General features: G+C 64.5%; 16 protein-coding genes. 11 read left to right on the forward strand and 5 right to left on the reverse strand.

Features of this window, described 5'->3' with window-relative positions; translation table 11 throughout:
- Positions 1–68: 68 nt before the first annotated feature.
- Both QHC78_RS16645 and QHC78_RS16650 read left to right on the forward strand, forming a co-directional pair.
- Complete coding sequence (locus tag QHC78_RS16645) at positions 69–1,973, forward strand: sensor histidine kinase (protein ID WP_319746508.1); 1,905 nt, start codon at positions 69–71, stop codon at positions 1,971–1,973.
- Positions 1,966–3,309 carry a sigma-54-dependent transcriptional regulator gene (locus QHC78_RS16650; protein ID WP_319746510.1) on the forward strand — a complete coding sequence of 448 codons (1,344 nt, stop codon included), beginning with the start codon at positions 1,966–1,968 and terminating at the stop codon, positions 3,307–3,309. The genes QHC78_RS16645 and QHC78_RS16650 overlap by 8 nt, the downstream gene beginning before the upstream one ends.
- On the opposite strand, the gene QHC78_RS16655 is transcribed toward QHC78_RS16650, so the two are convergent.
- The 4 genes from QHC78_RS16655 to curA all read right to left on the reverse strand — a co-directional run bounded on the left by QHC78_RS16655 (position 3,296) and on the right by curA (position 6,187).
- Complete coding sequence (locus QHC78_RS16655) at positions 3,296–3,751, reverse strand: STN domain-containing protein (protein WP_319746512.1); 456 nt, start codon at positions 3,749–3,751, stop codon at positions 3,296–3,298. The genes QHC78_RS16650 and QHC78_RS16655 overlap by 14 nt on opposite strands.
- Before the next feature lie 128 nt (positions 3,752–3,879).
- Complete coding sequence (gene dmeF / locus QHC78_RS16660) at positions 3,880–4,827, reverse strand: CDF family Co(II)/Ni(II) efflux transporter DmeF (RefSeq protein ID WP_319746514.1); 948 nt, start codon at positions 4,825–4,827, stop codon at positions 3,880–3,882.
- An 11-nt stretch (positions 4,828–4,838) separates the two neighbouring features.
- A complete protein-coding gene (locus tag QHC78_RS16665; protein ID WP_319746516.1) occupies positions 4,839–5,093 on the reverse strand; it encodes a metal-sensing transcriptional repressor in 255 nt (84 codons plus the stop codon).
- 62 nt (positions 5,094–5,155) lie between these two features.
- On the reverse strand, positions 5,156–6,187 hold the full coding sequence (curA, locus tag QHC78_RS16670) for an NADPH-dependent curcumin/dihydrocurcumin reductase (protein WP_319746518.1): 1,032 nt from the start codon (positions 6,185–6,187) through the stop codon (positions 5,156–5,158).
- 107 nt (positions 6,188–6,294) lie between these two features.
- Between curA and QHC78_RS16675 the strand changes: the two genes are divergently transcribed.
- Positions 6,295–6,498, forward strand: a complete 204-nt coding sequence (locus QHC78_RS16675; protein WP_319746520.1) for a hypothetical protein — start codon at positions 6,295–6,297, stop codon at positions 6,496–6,498.
- Between the two features lie 30 nt (positions 6,499–6,528).
- Here the strand turns inward: QHC78_RS16675 and QHC78_RS16680 are convergent, their stop codons facing one another.
- Positions 6,529–7,611, reverse strand: coding sequence for an exonuclease domain-containing protein (locus QHC78_RS16680; protein ID WP_319746521.1), 1,083 nt, complete (start codon positions 7,609–7,611; stop codon positions 6,529–6,531).
- Between the two features lie 122 nt (positions 7,612–7,733).
- On the opposite strand from QHC78_RS16680, the gene QHC78_RS16685 reads away from it, so the two are divergent.
- The 8 genes from QHC78_RS16685 (at position 7,734) to QHC78_RS16720 (ending at position 15,307) form a co-directional block, all read left to right on the forward strand.
- Positions 7,734–9,959 carry an acyl-CoA dehydrogenase gene (locus tag QHC78_RS16685; RefSeq protein ID WP_319746523.1) on the forward strand — a complete coding sequence of 742 codons (2,226 nt, stop codon included), beginning with the start codon at positions 7,734–7,736 and terminating at the stop codon, positions 9,957–9,959.
- Between the two features lie 218 nt (positions 9,960–10,177).
- Entirely contained in the window at positions 10,178–10,705 is a 528-nt protein-coding gene (locus tag QHC78_RS16690; protein ID WP_319746525.1) for a MarR family winged helix-turn-helix transcriptional regulator, read from the forward strand.
- A 37-nt stretch (positions 10,706–10,742) separates the two neighbouring features.
- Positions 10,743–11,312, forward strand: coding sequence for a diaminobutyrate acetyltransferase (ectA, locus tag QHC78_RS16695; protein ID WP_319746527.1), 570 nt, complete (start codon positions 10,743–10,745; stop codon positions 11,310–11,312).
- A gap of 93 nt (positions 11,313–11,405) precedes the next feature.
- Entirely contained in the window at positions 11,406–12,725 is a 1,320-nt protein-coding gene (gene ectB / locus QHC78_RS16700; RefSeq protein ID WP_319746529.1) for a diaminobutyrate--2-oxoglutarate transaminase, read from the forward strand.
- Complete coding sequence (locus QHC78_RS16705; RefSeq protein ID WP_319746532.1) at positions 12,722–13,120, forward strand: ectoine synthase; 399 nt, start codon at positions 12,722–12,724, stop codon at positions 13,118–13,120. Before ectB ends, QHC78_RS16705 begins: the two co-directional genes overlap by 4 nt.
- Before the next feature lie 129 nt (positions 13,121–13,249).
- Positions 13,250–14,182 (forward strand): ectoine hydroxylase, encoded by a 933-nt coding sequence (thpD, locus tag QHC78_RS16710; RefSeq protein WP_319746534.1) that lies wholly within the window; start codon positions 13,250–13,252, stop codon positions 14,180–14,182.
- 128 nt (positions 14,183–14,310) lie between these two features.
- Entirely contained in the window at positions 14,311–14,676 is a 366-nt protein-coding gene (panD, locus tag QHC78_RS16715) for an aspartate 1-decarboxylase (protein WP_319746536.1), read from the forward strand.
- 16 nt (positions 14,677–14,692) lie between these two features.
- Positions 14,693–15,307: a LysE family translocator gene (locus QHC78_RS16720; protein ID WP_319746538.1), complete on the forward strand. Its 615-nt coding sequence runs from the start codon at positions 14,693–14,695 to the stop codon at positions 15,305–15,307.
- The last annotated feature ends 111 nt before the right edge of the window (positions 15,308–15,418 follow it).

The following is a 15,418-nucleotide window of genomic DNA, read 5'->3' on the forward strand; positions in this document are numbered from 1 at the left end:
TGACGCAAGGGCGGCTGCCTTTCCGGGCTCGGTTAGGATAAATTGTCGATCGCTCGAGAACAACGACAATGGGTGGGGACTTGCGCGACAGCCTGTACCCAAGCACGGCGTTCAATCCACGCCTGGTATGGACGGGGGCGTGTTTATTTGCTGTCGGGCTGATCGTCGCCTTTGCCTACGCCTGGGGCGAGCGCACCGGTATCCGGGCCTTGCGCCAAGGCGTCGAGCATAGGCTGGACATCTATGCCGGTGGACTGCAAAGCGAGTTGACCCGCTACGACTACCTGCCGGGAGTCCTGTCCCTGAACAAGGACGTCATCGCCTTGCTGCAGGATCCCGGCAATCCGCAGTGGCTGGCCAGGGTCAATCATTATCTGGAGACTGTCAATCGCAAGGCCGGATCGTCGGAAATCTACGTGATGGACATGGAGGGACTGACGCTGGCGGCCAGCAACTGGAACCGGCCTCCGAGTTTCGTCGGCCGCAATTTTTCCTATCGGCCTTATTTCATCGACGCCGCCAAGGGCCTGCCCGGCCGTTTCTACGGTATCGGCACGGTCAGCCATACCCCGGGCTACTACTTTTCCTACGGCATCTACCATGACGGCAAGATGCTCGGCGTTGCGGCGGTAAAAGTCGATCTGGACAAGCTGGACGATGCCTGGCTGCGCGCCGACGAAAAAGTGCTGGTGGTCGACGAAAACGGCGTGATTTTCCTTACCTCGGTTCCCGCTTGGAAATTCAAGACTCTTGCGCCGCTGTCGCCGCATACCATGGAGAGGCTGGCCGTCACGCGCCAGTATCACCGTGCCGGATCGCTCGCGCCGCTGGGCATGGCTGAAATCAGCAGACTGCCGGACGGCACGCGGGTCATCCAGTTTGCCAGCGAGCCCGGACAGCAGGAGGCCAGCGGCAATTTTCTCCAGCCGTCCTATCTATTGCAGAGCAGGCCGATCCCGGGCACCCAGTGGAAGCTCATGGCGCTGTCCAACATTGCGCCCATCCATGCCCGCGCGCGGAATACGGCAATCGCTGCGGCGCTGGCGATGGGATTCCTGTCCATCCTGGTCCTGTACCTCCAACAGCGCCGGCGTACTGTCGTACAGAGCCTTGCCGCCAGCGCGGCCTTGCAGCGCGCGCACGACCAGCTGGAACGCAAGGTGGCAGCCCGTACCGAGGCATTGAGCAACGCCAATCGGCATTTACAGACCGAGATCGCCGAGCGGCGGCGGGCCGAAGAGGAGCTCAAGTCCACGATGGAAGAGCTCGTGCAGGCCGGCAAAATGGCGGCTCTGGGCCAGATGGCCGCGAGCATCACCCATGAGCTGAACCAGCCTCTGGCGGCGCTGCGTACCCTGGCGGACAACGCGGCGGTGCTGCTGCAGCGTGGCCGGCTGGCCGATGCCGAGGAGAACCTGGCCATGATCGGCCAGTTGACCGGCCGCATGGGGAAGATCACCGGTCAACTAAAGAAATTTGCCCGTAAATCGCCGGCTTTGCTCAAGCCGACATCGATAGCGGTGACCGTCGCAGAAGCCTGCTTCCTGCTAGAGCAGCGGCTGCGCCAGGAGCGGATAACGCTGAAGATCGATGTCCCCGAGCATGCCTGCGCGTATTGCGACGGCAATCGCCTCGAACAAGTCCTGGTCAATCTGCTGGGCAATGCCATCGATGCCATGATGCATAGCGACGACCGGCAGATGGAAATCCAGGTGAGGCAGTTCGACGATTGGGTGTCGATCGCCGTGCGCGATAGTGGCCCAGGTATTCCCGATGAGTTGATGCATCGGTTGTTCGAGCCATTTTTCACGACCAAGGAGCCGGGTGCCGGCCTGGGCCTGGGGCTGGCGATCTCGGCCGGCATCGTCCGGGACTTCGGCGGCATCCTGCGGGCGCACAATCGTCCGGAGGGCGGGGCGGCGTTCGTCCTGCAACTGCGGCCGGCAAAGCTGGAGGAGACGGTGGATGTTTGAAGGGTTGACGGTGCTTTTCGTCGAGGACGATCCGGCGGTGAGGCTGGGCGGCAAGCAGGCGCTGCAACTGGCCGGACTGACTGTTCATGCGCTCGAGTCCGGCGAGCAGGCGCTCAAGCTGCTGGTGGCCGGCTTCCCGGGCATTCTGGTGACCGACGTGAAGATGTCCGGCATGGACGGCCTCGAGCTGCTTCGCCGCGCTTTGGAGGTCGATCCGGGCTTGCCGGTGATCCTGGTGACGGGCCATGGCGATATATCGATGGCGGTCCAGGCCATGCGGCTGGGGGCCTACGATTTCATCGAGAAGCCGTTTTCGTCGGAACTATTGAGCGAAGTGGTGCAGCGAGCCTTGGAGAAGCGCGGCTTGACGCTAGAAGTACAGAGCCTCAGGCAACAGCTCGAGAACCGGCGCGCCATCGAGGGCGTGCTGCTTGGGCGCTCGCCCGCCATCGAGGCCTTGCGGCGTGTCAGCCAGGATCTGGCCGATACCGACGCTGACGTACTGGTAGTGGGCGAGACGGGGACCGGCAAGGAGCTCGTGGCGCGTTGCCTGCACGACTACAGCCCGCGCCGGGGCCGCCACTTCTCGGCGCTCAACTGCGGCGGTGTGCCCGAAACGCTGTTTGAAAGCGAGGTGTTCGGCCATGAGGCAGGTGCGTTCACCGGAGCCGCCAAGCGGCGCATCGGCAAGATCGAGTATGCGCAGGGCGGCACGCTGTTCCTCGATGAAATCGAGACCATGCCGCCGGTCCTTCAGATCAAGCTTTTACGCACATTGCAGGAGCGCGTATTCGAGCGGCTGGGGGCCAACGAGCCGCTTCCCATGGATTGCCGCATCGTGGCGGCAACCAAGTGCGACCTGCTTGCCGAGACCGAGCGCGGGACTTTCCGCCCGGATCTTTACTATCGCTTGAGCGTGGCCGTGCTCGAGATCCCGCCATTGCGTGAGCGGCGGGAAGACATCCCCCTGCTGTTCGAACACTTCGTCCTGCAGGCGGCGGTGCGCTACGGACGGGAGGCGCCGGTCGTGTCCACGGCGCAGCTGCAGTCGCTCATGGCCCATCACTGGCCAGGCAATGTTCGTGAACTGCGCAATGTCGCGGACCGGTTCGTATTGGGCCTGACCAAGGACAAGCTCGCGGGCGGTGCCGCCAGCGGTCGCCGTTCGCTGGAGGAACAGCTGACCATGTTCGAGCGTCTGCTGATCGAAGACGCGCTGAAGAATTGTTCCGGCCGGACAACCGCCGCCAGCGAGCTGCTCGGCCTGCCGCGCAAGACGCTCTACGACAAGATGCACAGGCTGGGCCTGAGCACGGAGGACTTCAAGCAGGGATGAGCGAGCCGGCCAGCCTCGGGGCCGTGCGCGGGGAGTCTTGCGGCCCCGGCACGGGAACGAGGACGTAGCGGCCGCTTTCCTGCGCACTGGCGTAGCCGGTGCCGCGCAACAGCGTGTCCAGGGCTTCCCGCACGGTATAGCGGCCGTGTAGTCCCGCGGTCGTCAGCCCGGCTACCCGCGCAGGATCGAACGAAAGCCGGACGCCGGCCTGCCGGGCATATTTTTCGAGCGCCGGCCGTAGCTGCCCGGCAGCGATGGCGAAATCCAGGCGGTGTTCCTGCGCGGTGTCCGGATTGCTCCGCGCGTGCGGCATGCCCGGCAGCGCGAGCAGCCAGCCTATGGAGAAGGCCACCGGTACGGCGATCATCAACAACTTGCCCGTCACGGGGAAGGTCCGCCGCTTGGCGCGGCGCGGCCGCAGAGGAATCACTTGGCAAGTCATGCGAGTCTCCTGTTGCAGGGTGGCCCTGGGAGGCAGCCTGCTTGTAATTGTTCGATGACGCCTTTAGCGTATCACGGCGGCCGCATTCCGTTTAGTTGCAAGTATCCATAATGATGGCCGCGGGCGGGTCAAGTGGCGGGCGTGCCACGGTGGACTTCTATCGTGATGTGGGCCAGGCGCGTCACATCGGCAAGCTGGCGCTTGTAGTGATCGGGTGTCTGGGGGCGAGGGCTCACGATGGAGGCGATCAGCCCCAGGTGTTCGGGGCCCAGTCGCCAGAGATGGAAGTCGATGACCCGGTCACCATCCTGTTCCAGCCGGTCGCGGATACGGGCGGCAAGTGCCGGATCGGGGATGCGGTCCAGCAGGGTGCGGGACGCTGCCTTGAGCAGGTTCCACGACCAGATGCCGATGACCACCGTACCGACCAGTCCCATGATGGGGTCGACCCAGCCTATGCCGCCAAAGTAGCCGGCGAGCAGGGCGGCAATTGCCAGCACCGAGGTGAGCGCGTCGGCCAGGACGTGGACGTAGGCGGCGCGCAGGTTGGTATCGTGGGCGTGGTCGTGGTGATGACCGTGGCCATGATCGTGATGGTCATGGTCATGGTCATGGTCATGGTGATGATGGTCGTGCAATAGCCACGCGCTGGCCAGGTTGACCACCAGGCCCAGCACCGCGATAGGAAGGGCTTCGGCAAAACGGATGGGCACCGGCATGAACAGCCGCTCCAGGCTTTCATAGCCGATCAGCAGTGCGATCACCAGCAGGAGCAGCGCATTGCCAAAGGCGGCGAGTTCGCCGAACTTGCCTGTTCCGAAGGTGAAGTAGGCGTTGTGCTGGTGCTTGCGGGCCACCCGGTAGGCGACGGCCGCCAGCGCCAGCGCCGCCGCATGGGCGGACATGTGCCAGCCGTCGGCGACCAGCGCCATCGAGCCGAACAAGGTGCCGCCAACGATTTCGGCGACCATCATCGCAGCCGTGAGCGCTACGACCTGCCAGGTTCTGCGCTCGTGCATGTCGTGGCGGCTGCCGAGGAAGACGTGACCGTGCTGCTTGGTGGGGAAGAGGGGCATGGCGGATGGTGTCAGAGGTACTTGGCGAGTGCTTTCATATCGCGCAGCGCTTGCGGCGCTTCCGCCGGACGCGCTTCTTCGAACAAGTGCTCGATGTGGTCGAGGATCAATGCCTGCTTGGCCTTGGCCACGGCGGCCTCGACCGCATGCAGCTGCTGGGCCAGGGCCAGGCCATCCCGGCCTTCTTCGATCATGGCGATGACCGAACGGAGGTGGCCCTCGGCCCGCTTGAGGCGGGGAACAATGTCGGGATGAGTGCGGTGCATGGCGGTATCCTATCGGGGGGGATAGGATACTGCAAGTTTCGCGGGCGTGTCTGCGCCTGCGCCTAGCGCGAGACTTTCACCACCAGCTTGCCGAAGTTGCGGCCTCCCAGCAGCCCGATGAAGGCCGTAGGCGCGTTTTCCAGGCCTGCCACCACGTCTTCCTTGTAAGTCAGCTGGCCGTTGGCGAGCCACCCGCGCATCTGCTCGAGGAAGTCGCGGTACAGGGGGCCGTACCAGTCGGACACGATGAAGCCCTGGATCCGCAGGCTTTTGTTCAGTACGAGCCGCATTAGCGCCGGCAGGCGATCGACGGCATGGTCGCCGGACGTGCCGTTGTATTGCGAGATCAAGCCGCACAAGGGAATGCGCGCGTAGCGATTGAGCAGCGGGATGACCGCGTCGAACATCGCTCCGCCCACGCTTTCGAAGTAGATATCGATTCCGTCCGGGCAGGCTGCCGCCAGCCGCAGCGGCAAGTCGCCGACCCGGTGGTCCAGGCAGGCATCGAAGCCCAGCGTCCCGGTGGCGTAGTCGCATTTCTCGGGACCCCCGGCAATGCCGATCACCCGGCAGCCGTACAGTTTGGCGATCTGCCCGGCAACGGATCCCACCGCGCCGGTCGCGGCTCCTACCACCACGGTTTCGCCCGCCTTGGGCGCGCCTATCTGCAGCAGCCCGACATAGGCCGTAAAGCCCGGCATCCCGAGTACGCCCAGCGCCAGCGAGGGCTGTGTCAGATCGGCAGGCAGGCGGGTGAGCCCCTTGCCTGAGGAAAGCGTGTAGTCCTGCCAGCCGGCGGCCGCCAATACGAGCTCGCCGGCGGGGAAGTCGGCATGGCGGGATTCGACGACGCGGCTGACGGTTCCTCCCAGCATGACATCGCCGATTTCGAGCGGCCTGGCGTAGGACGGCGCATCGCTCATGCGCCCGCGCATATAGGGATCCAGCGAGAGATAGACCGTTTGCAGCAGGATTTCGCCGTCGCCGGGCACAGGTACGCTCGTCGTTTCCAGACGGAAGTCTTCCGGGACCGGTGTCCCGGCCGGGCGGCGAGCCAGGACGATGCGGCGATTCAGGGAAGCGGACTGGGGCATCTCGATCTCCTCGCTGGCCGGCGGGCGCCGGGCATGCTTCATGCTGGGCAAGTGCGGGCCGCCGATTGCCGGCGGCCCGGATCAACGATAAGCGCTCTGGAGTATTTATGAAACCTTCCTCTAAGACGCCTTCCCCGGCGCCCAAGCGTGATCAAGGGAAGGATCCGGACAGGACCGGGTTTGAAGCCACGCGCGAACAGATCGAGCGGCAGAACGACCGTAACACCTCGGCCGACGAGACGGGGCGCTCGCCTAAATCGAACAAGCTGTCGGGCAGCGGCATCAACGTGGCGGGTCCGGGCGGCAAGTAAGCGCGACGCCGGCACCTGGGCCGCGGCCGATTAGTGGCGAGGCGGACCCAGTTTCAGCAGCGGGACCATATTCAGCCGATCGCGCAGGATGCGGTGGACCTCGTAGTCGCACTCGCTATGGCCGGCCTCCAGCAATTCATGGAGCGCCTCGTCGCTGGTCGCGCTTCCCAGGAATTGCCAGCGCTCGACCACATGAATCATCCGGGCCTCGCGGATGCCGACCGGTCCTGGGTAAGGCCAGCCCGGGTCCGCGGGCGGTATCGCGGAGCGGGGACGCCGGTTGTGCGTGGGCGCCAGCACGCGCAGCAATCGGTTTTCGTGCAGCAGCGCCCCGATCGTTCCACCGGTTTCCATCCACTCGATACGCCGCACCTGTTCGGCCAGGCGCCGTGCCTTGGCCGATTTCCACCTGGCCGGCTGGAAATGCGACAGCACCTTGTCCCGCAGGCGGTCGGCGCGGCCCACGTACAAGGCTTGGTCCTGGGGCCCGTAGAAAACATAGACGCCGTGGCCATCGGGAAGCGTATCGGGCAATCCGGGGTCGAGGTGTTCGGGCCAGCGCACGCGGCCCAACAGAGACTCGACCATATCGTCGATGTGCCATGCCGGAAATTCGTTCTGGACGACCTGCCAGAAATGCCAGAGCAGGCGGGCATCGTCCAAGGCCCGGTGACGCGCCTGGAATCGCAGGCCATGGCGGGCGATCAGTGCGTCGAGGTTGTGGTAGCGGTGCTGGGGGTAGAGCTTGCGCGACAGGCGTACGGTACATAACACCTCGGGCCGGAACGGGCGCTCCAGCCGGCGGAACTCCTCGCGCAGGAAACTCTGGTCGAAGCGGGCATTATGGGCAATGAAGAGCCTGCCCTCGAGCCGGGCCGCGATCTCGTCGGCCAGTGCCGCGAAGGCCGGCGCGTCAGCCACCATGGCGTCCGATATGCCGGTCAGCGCCTGGATGGCCGGCGGAATGGGGCGGCCCGGGTTCACCAGGCTGCTCCATTCGCGCATGCCGCGCTCGTCGACCTGCACGATGCCGATTTCGGTGATGCGGTCCTGCTGGGCGGTCGTACCCGTGGTTTCCAGGTCGACGAAAGCCAGCCTGGGCGAGGTGTCCATGGAGGCCAACACAATAGATAGAGAGTCAGCCGGTATGTTACCCGCGACCGGACGCCGCCTCTTCGCCATCCCGCCATAGCTCGTACTATATAGGGACAGGAGAGCGATAAGGAGGCAGCTCGATGGCCGTTTCTTCATGGCGCCGCGAATGGTTGTCCAAACCTTTGTTCGGATGGGCCAAGCGAGCGTTGCCGTCCATGTCGGACACCGAGCGGGAAGCAATCGAAGCAGGCGACGTCTGGTGGGATGCCGAGCTCTTTACCGGCAATCCCGAATGGCGCAAGCTGATCGACATGCCGCCGGCCCGGCTGACCGACGAAGAGCGCGCATTCCTGGATGGGCCGGTGGCCGAGTTGTGCGCCATGGTCGACGACTGGCGCGTCAACTGGGAACTCCATGACCTGCCGCCCGACATCTGGGCTTTTTTAAAGGCCCGCAAGTTCTTCGGCATGATCATCCCCCGCCGGTATGGCGGGCTGGGATTCTCGGCCTATGCTCATTCCGAGGTGGTCCGCCGTATCTCGACACGGTCGCTGGCCGCGGCGGTCACCGTGATGGTGCCCAATTCGCTCGGCCCGGGCGAGCTGCTTCTTCATTTCGGCACGGATGCCCAGCGCGACTATTGGCTGCCGCGGCTGGCGGATGGGCGCGAGATTCCCTGCTTCGGCCTGACGAGTCCCGAAGCGGGATCGGACGCGGCCGCGATGGTGGATCGGGGCGTGGTGTGCAAGGGCAGCTGGGAGGGCCGCGAGGTACTGGGTATACGCTTGAACTGGCATAAGCGCTACATCACGCTGGGGCCGGTCGCCACCGTCCTTGGTCTGGCGTTCAAGCTCTACGACCCCGACCGCCTGCTGGGCGACCGCGAGGAGCTGGGCATTACCGTGGCGCTGGTGCCCACCCAGGCGCCGGGCGTCGAAATCGGCAGGCGGCACATTCCCTCGATGCAAGTGTTCCAGAACGGGCCGAACCGCGGCAAGGACGTCTTCATTCCGCTGGACGCGGTGATCGGCGGCGCGGAACGTGTGGGCCAAGGCTGGCAGATGCTGATGACCGCCCTCGCGGCGGGGCGGGGCATTTCCCTGCCCTCGTTGGCGGCCGCTTCCTGCGTATTCGCGGCGCACACCAGCGGTGCGTATGCGCGCGTGCGGCGGCAGTTCGGTATTCCGATCGGCAAGTTCGAAGGCGTCCAGGAAAAGCTGGGGCGCATGGCGGCATTGGCCTATCAGGTGGACGCCGCGCGCCGCCTGACCTGCGCCGCGCTGGACGGGGGCCACAAGCCGGCGGTGATCTCGGCCATCATGAAATACCACGCCACCGAGCGCATGCGGGTCGCGGTGAACGACGCCATGGACGTGCATGCGGGCAAGGGAGTGATCGACGGGCCACGCAATTATCTGTCCAACGTCTACCGGGCCGTTCCCATCGGCATCACGGTGGAAGGCGCCAACATCCTGACGCGCTGCCTGATCATCTTCGGGCAGGGCGCCATCCGCGCCCATCCTTATCTGATGCACGAAATGGCGGCCCTGGCCGATGCCGATCCCCAGCGGGGCCTCGACGCGTTCGACCAGGTCTTCTGGCGCCATGCCAGCCACGTGGCGGCCAACGCCATGCGTGCCCTGGGAAGGGCGTGGACCGGCGCCCGCTTCGCGCCCGCGCCGCGCGCAGCGGGCGCCATGGCGCCGTACTACCGCCAGTTGAACCGCTATGCGTCCGCCTTTGCCTTGGTCGCGGATGTGGTGTTGGCCATGCTGGGCGGCGCACTCAAGCGCAAGGAGATGCTGTCGGCGCGCCTGGGTGACATCCTGGCCGAGCTGTATTTGCTGTCGGCAGTGCTCAAGCGCTGGCACGACGAAGACCGGCAGGCGGGTGACCTGCCCTTGGTGCAATGGTGCATGGAGAGCGGCTTTGCGACGATCGAGGACCGCCTCGACGGGGTCCTGGCCAATTTGCCCAACCGGGCTGTTGCCGGGCTGCTTCGTGTTGTATGCCTGCCCTGGGGCGTGCGTCGCCGGGGGCCGGCCGACGCCGTGACCCAGGCGTGTGCCGAGATATTGCTCCAGCCCTCGGCGGTGCGAGACCGCTTGTTGCCTGGGTTGGCCCAGCCCCGCCCAGGCGAAGCGCTGGACCGGCTGGCGAGGGCGTTCGACCTCGTCACGCGGGCTGCACCCATCCTGGACCGTCTGCGTAGCGCCGGTGTGGACGACTGGCGGGAAGCCGCGCGCACCGGGGGGCTGGACGCCGCGCAAGCTGTTTTGCTCGAGGAAATGGAGCAAGCCGTGGCCGACACGGTCGAGGTCGACAGTTTCGAGGCAGAGGCGCTCGCGGCCCGGCGGGCTGCGTAGCCGCGGGGATCTCGGCTGCAGGGTGAAAGATAGGTATATTTCAGCGAAATGTCAGAAGATGGCGCGTGAATACGGGTAAATGCGTACCCGTTGGCGTCAAGTTGGCTCTCGAGCCCGGTTGACAGCCGGACTGATTCTGGATAGAATTATTTGAGTTGAAATCATTGCTCTACGTATGAGCAGTGATTTTTTTTCGACCATTGAGCTTCAGCAAGAACATGGACCAAACCGGCTCGGTAGCGGATACGGGCGTCAACTACAACTTGCGTATTTTGCGGGCCTTGCGCCGCATTACGCGCAACATCGCGTTGCACTCGAAGCAGTTGGCGGCCTGCAGCCACATCACCGCGCCGCAATTGGTCTGTCTGTTGGCGGTCATCGAGTCGGGGCCGCTTACTGCTACCGCCATCAGCCGCGAGATCTCGGTCAGTCCCAGCACGGTGGTAGGCATCCTGGACCGGCTGGAAGAAAAGGGCTGGATCAAGCGCGAGCGCAGCAGGGAAGACCGCCGCACCGTGCTGGTGTCCGCAACGGATGCGGGGCGCGAAGTGGCAAGCCAGGCGCCTTCGCCGTTGCAGAAGACGCTGGCCGATGCGCTGAGCGCCTTGCCAGAGCTGGAGCAGGCCACCATCACGCTGTCACTGGAGCGGATCGTGAGCCTGATGGAAAGCCCGGGCGGAGATACGTCGCCGCTGCTGGATCTCAATGCGTCGGATACGTCCCCGGAGTCCGGCCTAGCGGTTTGACCCGGCGCCAATCAACCCAGTATGCCGGGACGGCACGTTGTCCCGGTGTGCGAAAAGAGAGGAGGGTCCGAGTCTGAACGCGATCGACGACACGCTCATCCAACCTGCGGTCTTCAATCCGGCCTTGGAGAATTTCGATCTCAGGCCGCCTGAAATCGAAGATGCCGCGGGCATCCAGCGACTCATCCAAGAGTCGCCGCCGCTGGATGTCAACTCCACCTACGCCTATCTTCTTCTGTGCCGGCACTTTCGCGAAACCTGCGTAGTGGCCACCCGGCAAGGGCAACTGGCAGGGTTTGTTTCTGCCTATATCCCGCCCAAGCAACCCAATGTGTTGTTCGTCTGGCAGGTTGCGGTCCATCCCGCAGCTCGAGGCCATCGCCTGGGTCAGCGCATGCTCGAGCATCTGCTGACACGGTCCCTGCCCACACCCATACATAGCATCGAAACCACGGTGTCCCCGTCCAACCAGCCATCGCGGCGCATGTTCGCGGCGCTGGCTCGGGATCGCGGCGTCCCATGCGTAGAAGCGCCCATGTTCCCTCCCGAGCTGTTCGGCGAGGCGGAGCACGAGGATGAGCGGCTGCTGCGCATCGGCCCGTTCTAGCAGGCCGGATGCCTTCGCGTCCGTCCCGGCCAGTTGCCGGGTATGCCTAAATGTCTTTCAAGCTTCTAGAAGCAAAAACAGGAGGGAAAACCCATGGATCTCAAGATCTTTGACCGCCTCGAATCGGAAGTCCGCGGCTATATACGCTCGTTTCCGGTCATCTTCAGCAAGGCCAAGGGGTCGTTGCTGTTCGACGAGGAGGGCAGGCAGTACATCGACCTGTTTGCCGGCGCCGGCACGCTCAACTACGGCCACAACAACCCCGTGCTCAAGCAGCCGCTGCTGGACTACGTCCAGGCAGATGGCGTGGTGCATGGACTGGACATGGCGACCTCGGCCAAGAAGGAATTCCTGGAAGCGTTCGAGCGGCTGATCCTGAAGCCGCGGGGCATGAAGTACACGCTCCAATTCACCGGCCCGACCGGCACCAATGCCGTCGAAGCCGCCCTCAAGCTGGCGCGGCGTATCAAGCAGCGCTCGAACATCGTTTCGTTTACGCATGGCTTCCATGGCGTGAGCGCCGGTTCCCTGTCGGCGACCGCCAATTCCAAATACCGCGATGCGGCCGGCGTGAGCCTGGGCAATACCACCTTCATTCCCTACGACGGCTATTTCGGTCCTGACGTGGACACCATGGTGTACTTCGAGCGCATACTCGAAGACCGCAGCAGCGGCATGGACGCGCCCGCCGCGGTGATCGTGGAAACGGTCCAGGGCGAGGGCGGCGTGAACGTCGCCACGCTGCGCTGGCTGCAGGAGTTGCAGCGCCTGTGTCGCCGTCACGACATGCTGCTGATCGTGGACGACATCCAGGTGGGCTGCGGCCGCACGGGCACCTTCTTCAGTTTCGAGAGCGCCGGCATCCAGCCCGATATCGTGACGCTATCGAAATCGTTGAGCGGTTTCGGCCTGCCCATGGCCATGGTGCTGATCAAGCCCGAACTGGACCTCTGGAAGCCGGGCGAGCACAACGGCACCTTCCGCGGCAACAACCTGGCCTTCGTGACAGCACGCCAGGCGCTCGAGCACTACTGGAGCGACGATGCGTTCACCCGCGAGATCCAGGCGAAAGAAACGCTGGTGCGCGACTGGCTCGAGAACATGGTCCAGAACCATCCCGAGGCGGATCTCTCGGTCCGCGGCCGGGGCCTGATCCAAGGCCTGGTGAGCGGCGTGCCGGGCCTGGCCAACAAGATCGCGGCGCAGGCCTTCAAGGGCGGCGTGGTGATCGAGACCTCGGGCGCCAACGACGAGGTGCTCAAGCTGCTGCCCGCGCTGACCATCGAAGAGAGCCAACTCAAGCAGGCCCTGGAGGTCCTGGACCGCGCCGTGGGCGAAGTCGTGGCCGCCGAACAGCCTGCCCAGAAACAATCTAACGCCCGTGTATTGAAGTTTGGAGGTAAAGCGCGATGATCGTACGCAACATCAAAGACATCATAGGTACGGAGAACGAAGTCACCACGCCCACCTGGACCAGCCGCCGCGTGCTGCTCAAGAAGGATGGCATGGGATTTTCGTTCCACGAGACCATCATCCATCCCGGGACCGAAACCCACATCTGGTACAAAAACCACGTGGAGGCGGTCTGGTGCATCGAAGGGGACGGCGAAATCGAAACCGTCGCCGACGGCAAGGTCTACAAGCTCGGACCGGGCGTGGTCTACGCGCTGAACGACAACGACGAGCACTATCTGCGCGGCGGCAAGGAGCCCCTGCGCGTCATCTGCGTTTTCAACCCGCCGCTGACCGGCCTGGAAGTCCACGACGCCGACGGCGTCTATCCCCTCGCCGACGAAAAGGCCGCCTGAGCGCAGAATCCGGGCACGGCCCGATTCGGGCCGTGCATTCCTCGCCGGGCACCAAGCCCGGCGACGGCTATGGCCATGGCCGCGTCCGCCGGCGGGCGGGGCGGCCATGCACAAGAAAGGAGGACAAGCATGATTACTCCCGCACGCGATATGTATTCTTCCCGAGCGGACCGCGCTGCAGGCATCGTCCAGCGTCGCGATCCCGTCGTCTATGGCAGCGCCAAAGTAGAGCCGGGCAGCGGCCTGGATGCCGAGCAGCTCGGCAGCTACGAGCGCAATGGCTACATCCTGCTGAAGAACTTCTTTTCGGGCAAGGAAACCGAGACCCTCAAGCGCGAGGTCGAACGCCTGGTACGCGATCCGGCCATCAAGCGCCGCGAGGAAGCGATTACCGAGCCCGGCAGCGATGCGGTGCGTTCGGTGTTCATGGTGCACAAGCTCAGCAAGCTGCTCGGACGCCTGTCGCAGGATCGACGGCTGGTGAGCATCGCCCAGCAGATCCTCGGGTCCGACGTGTATATCCACCAGTCGCGCGCCAACCTCAAGCCCGGCTTCAAGGGCAAGGAGTTCTACTGGCATTCGGATTTCGAGACCTGGCACGTCGAGGACGGCATGCCCGCCATGCGCGCGCTGAGCTGCTCGGTCCTGTTGACCGACAACGACGCCAGCAACGGCCCGCTGATGGTGGTTCCCGGGTCGCATCGCCAATTCGTGTCGTGCGTGGGCGAAACCCCGCAGGACCACTACAAGCAGTCCCTGAAAAAACAGGAATATGGCGTGCCCGATCCGGTCAGCCTGCAGTTGCTGGTGGACCAGGGCGGGATCGATGTGCTGTCGGCCCCGGCAGGATCGATCGTCTTCTTCGACTGCAACACCATGCACGGATCGAACAGCAACATCTCGCCCTATCCGCGCTCCAACGTCTTCATGGTGTATAACAGCGTGGAAAATTGCCTGAGCAATCCCAAGTATGGCTTGAACCCGCGGCCCGAGTTCATCGCCACGCGCGAAAGCTTCGCTCCCATCCAGCCGGTCGAGCCGAGCTATCTGCGGTCGGTCTGACCGCTCCCAGGGTGCCCGACGGCGCCCGCTACCCTGGGAGGCGGTACCCGAGCGCATTGGTGCGAGCCGGCCCGGATCGGGTATAAACGCACCTGGCCGCTGCGGCCGCTTCCTAGGACACCCGAGTTATGCAACGCATCATGCTTCGCGCCAAGATTCACCGTGTGGCGGTGACTCAGGCCGATCTGAATTACGAAGGCTCTTGCGGCATCGATGAAGATTTCCTCGATGCCGCCGGCATGAAAGAATACGAGCGCATCGAAATCTATAACATCAACAATGGCGAGCGCTTCTCCACCTATATCATCAAAGGCCGGCGTGGCAGCGGCGAGATTTCCCTCAATGGCGCGGCAGCCCGCCGGGCGCATGTGGGCGACCTGCTGATCATCTGCACCTACGGGCCCATGACCGACGACGAGGCCGCCAGCTACAAGCCGCGCGTCGTCCTGGTGGACGAGAACAACCGCATCAAAGAAGTGATCGAGAAGTCCTGAGTCTGCCGGTGCGCCGATGCAGACCGATTTGCTGCTTTTCCTGTCTCTTTCGGTCGGCGTGACGGTGGCGCCGGGACCGGACAACCTTCAGGTACTCGCCCGCTCTCTAAGCCAGGGCCGGTCGGCCGGCGTTGCCGCGGCGCTGGGGTTCGCATCCGGCTGTCTGTTCCATACCGCGCTCGCGGTGCTAGGCGTAGCTGCGCTGCTCAAGGCCTCCCCCATGGCTTTCGATGCCATACGGCTGGCGGGGGCCGCCTACCTGATGTGGCTGGCGGTGCAAGTGCTGCGCAACCGCGGCGGCTTCTCGCCCACCGGCGGACCACCGCCGCTGAGTCGCTGGCGCATCTTCGGCCAGAGCGTGCTGGCCAACATGCTCAATCCCAAGGTCACCCTTTTTTTCCTGGTGTTTTTGCCCCAGTTCGTCAACCCTTGGATCGGTCATCCCGATTGGCAGATGTTGTGGCTAGGCGTGATCTTCATGGTCCAGGCCGCAGTGGTTTTCTGCCTCATCGCCTGGTTCGCAGGATGGGTGGGCGAGGCGCTGCGCCGCCGGCCCCAGGTCGGCGTGTGGCTGGATCGCCTGGCGGGCCTGATATTCCTGTTCCTGGCTATCCGCATCGTCTGGGTGTAGGGCCCACCCCCTCCGCGCTTCGCGCGTCCCCCTCAAGGGGGCGGCACTGGCGGACCGGCAAAGCCGGATCCGGCTCCGCCGGTCCGCGCGCATCGCCCCCCGGGGGCGTGC

It is taken from the genome of Pigmentiphaga sp. (assembly GCF_033795525.1).
GTDB lineage: Bacteria > Pseudomonadota > Gammaproteobacteria > Burkholderiales > Burkholderiaceae_B > Pigmentiphaga.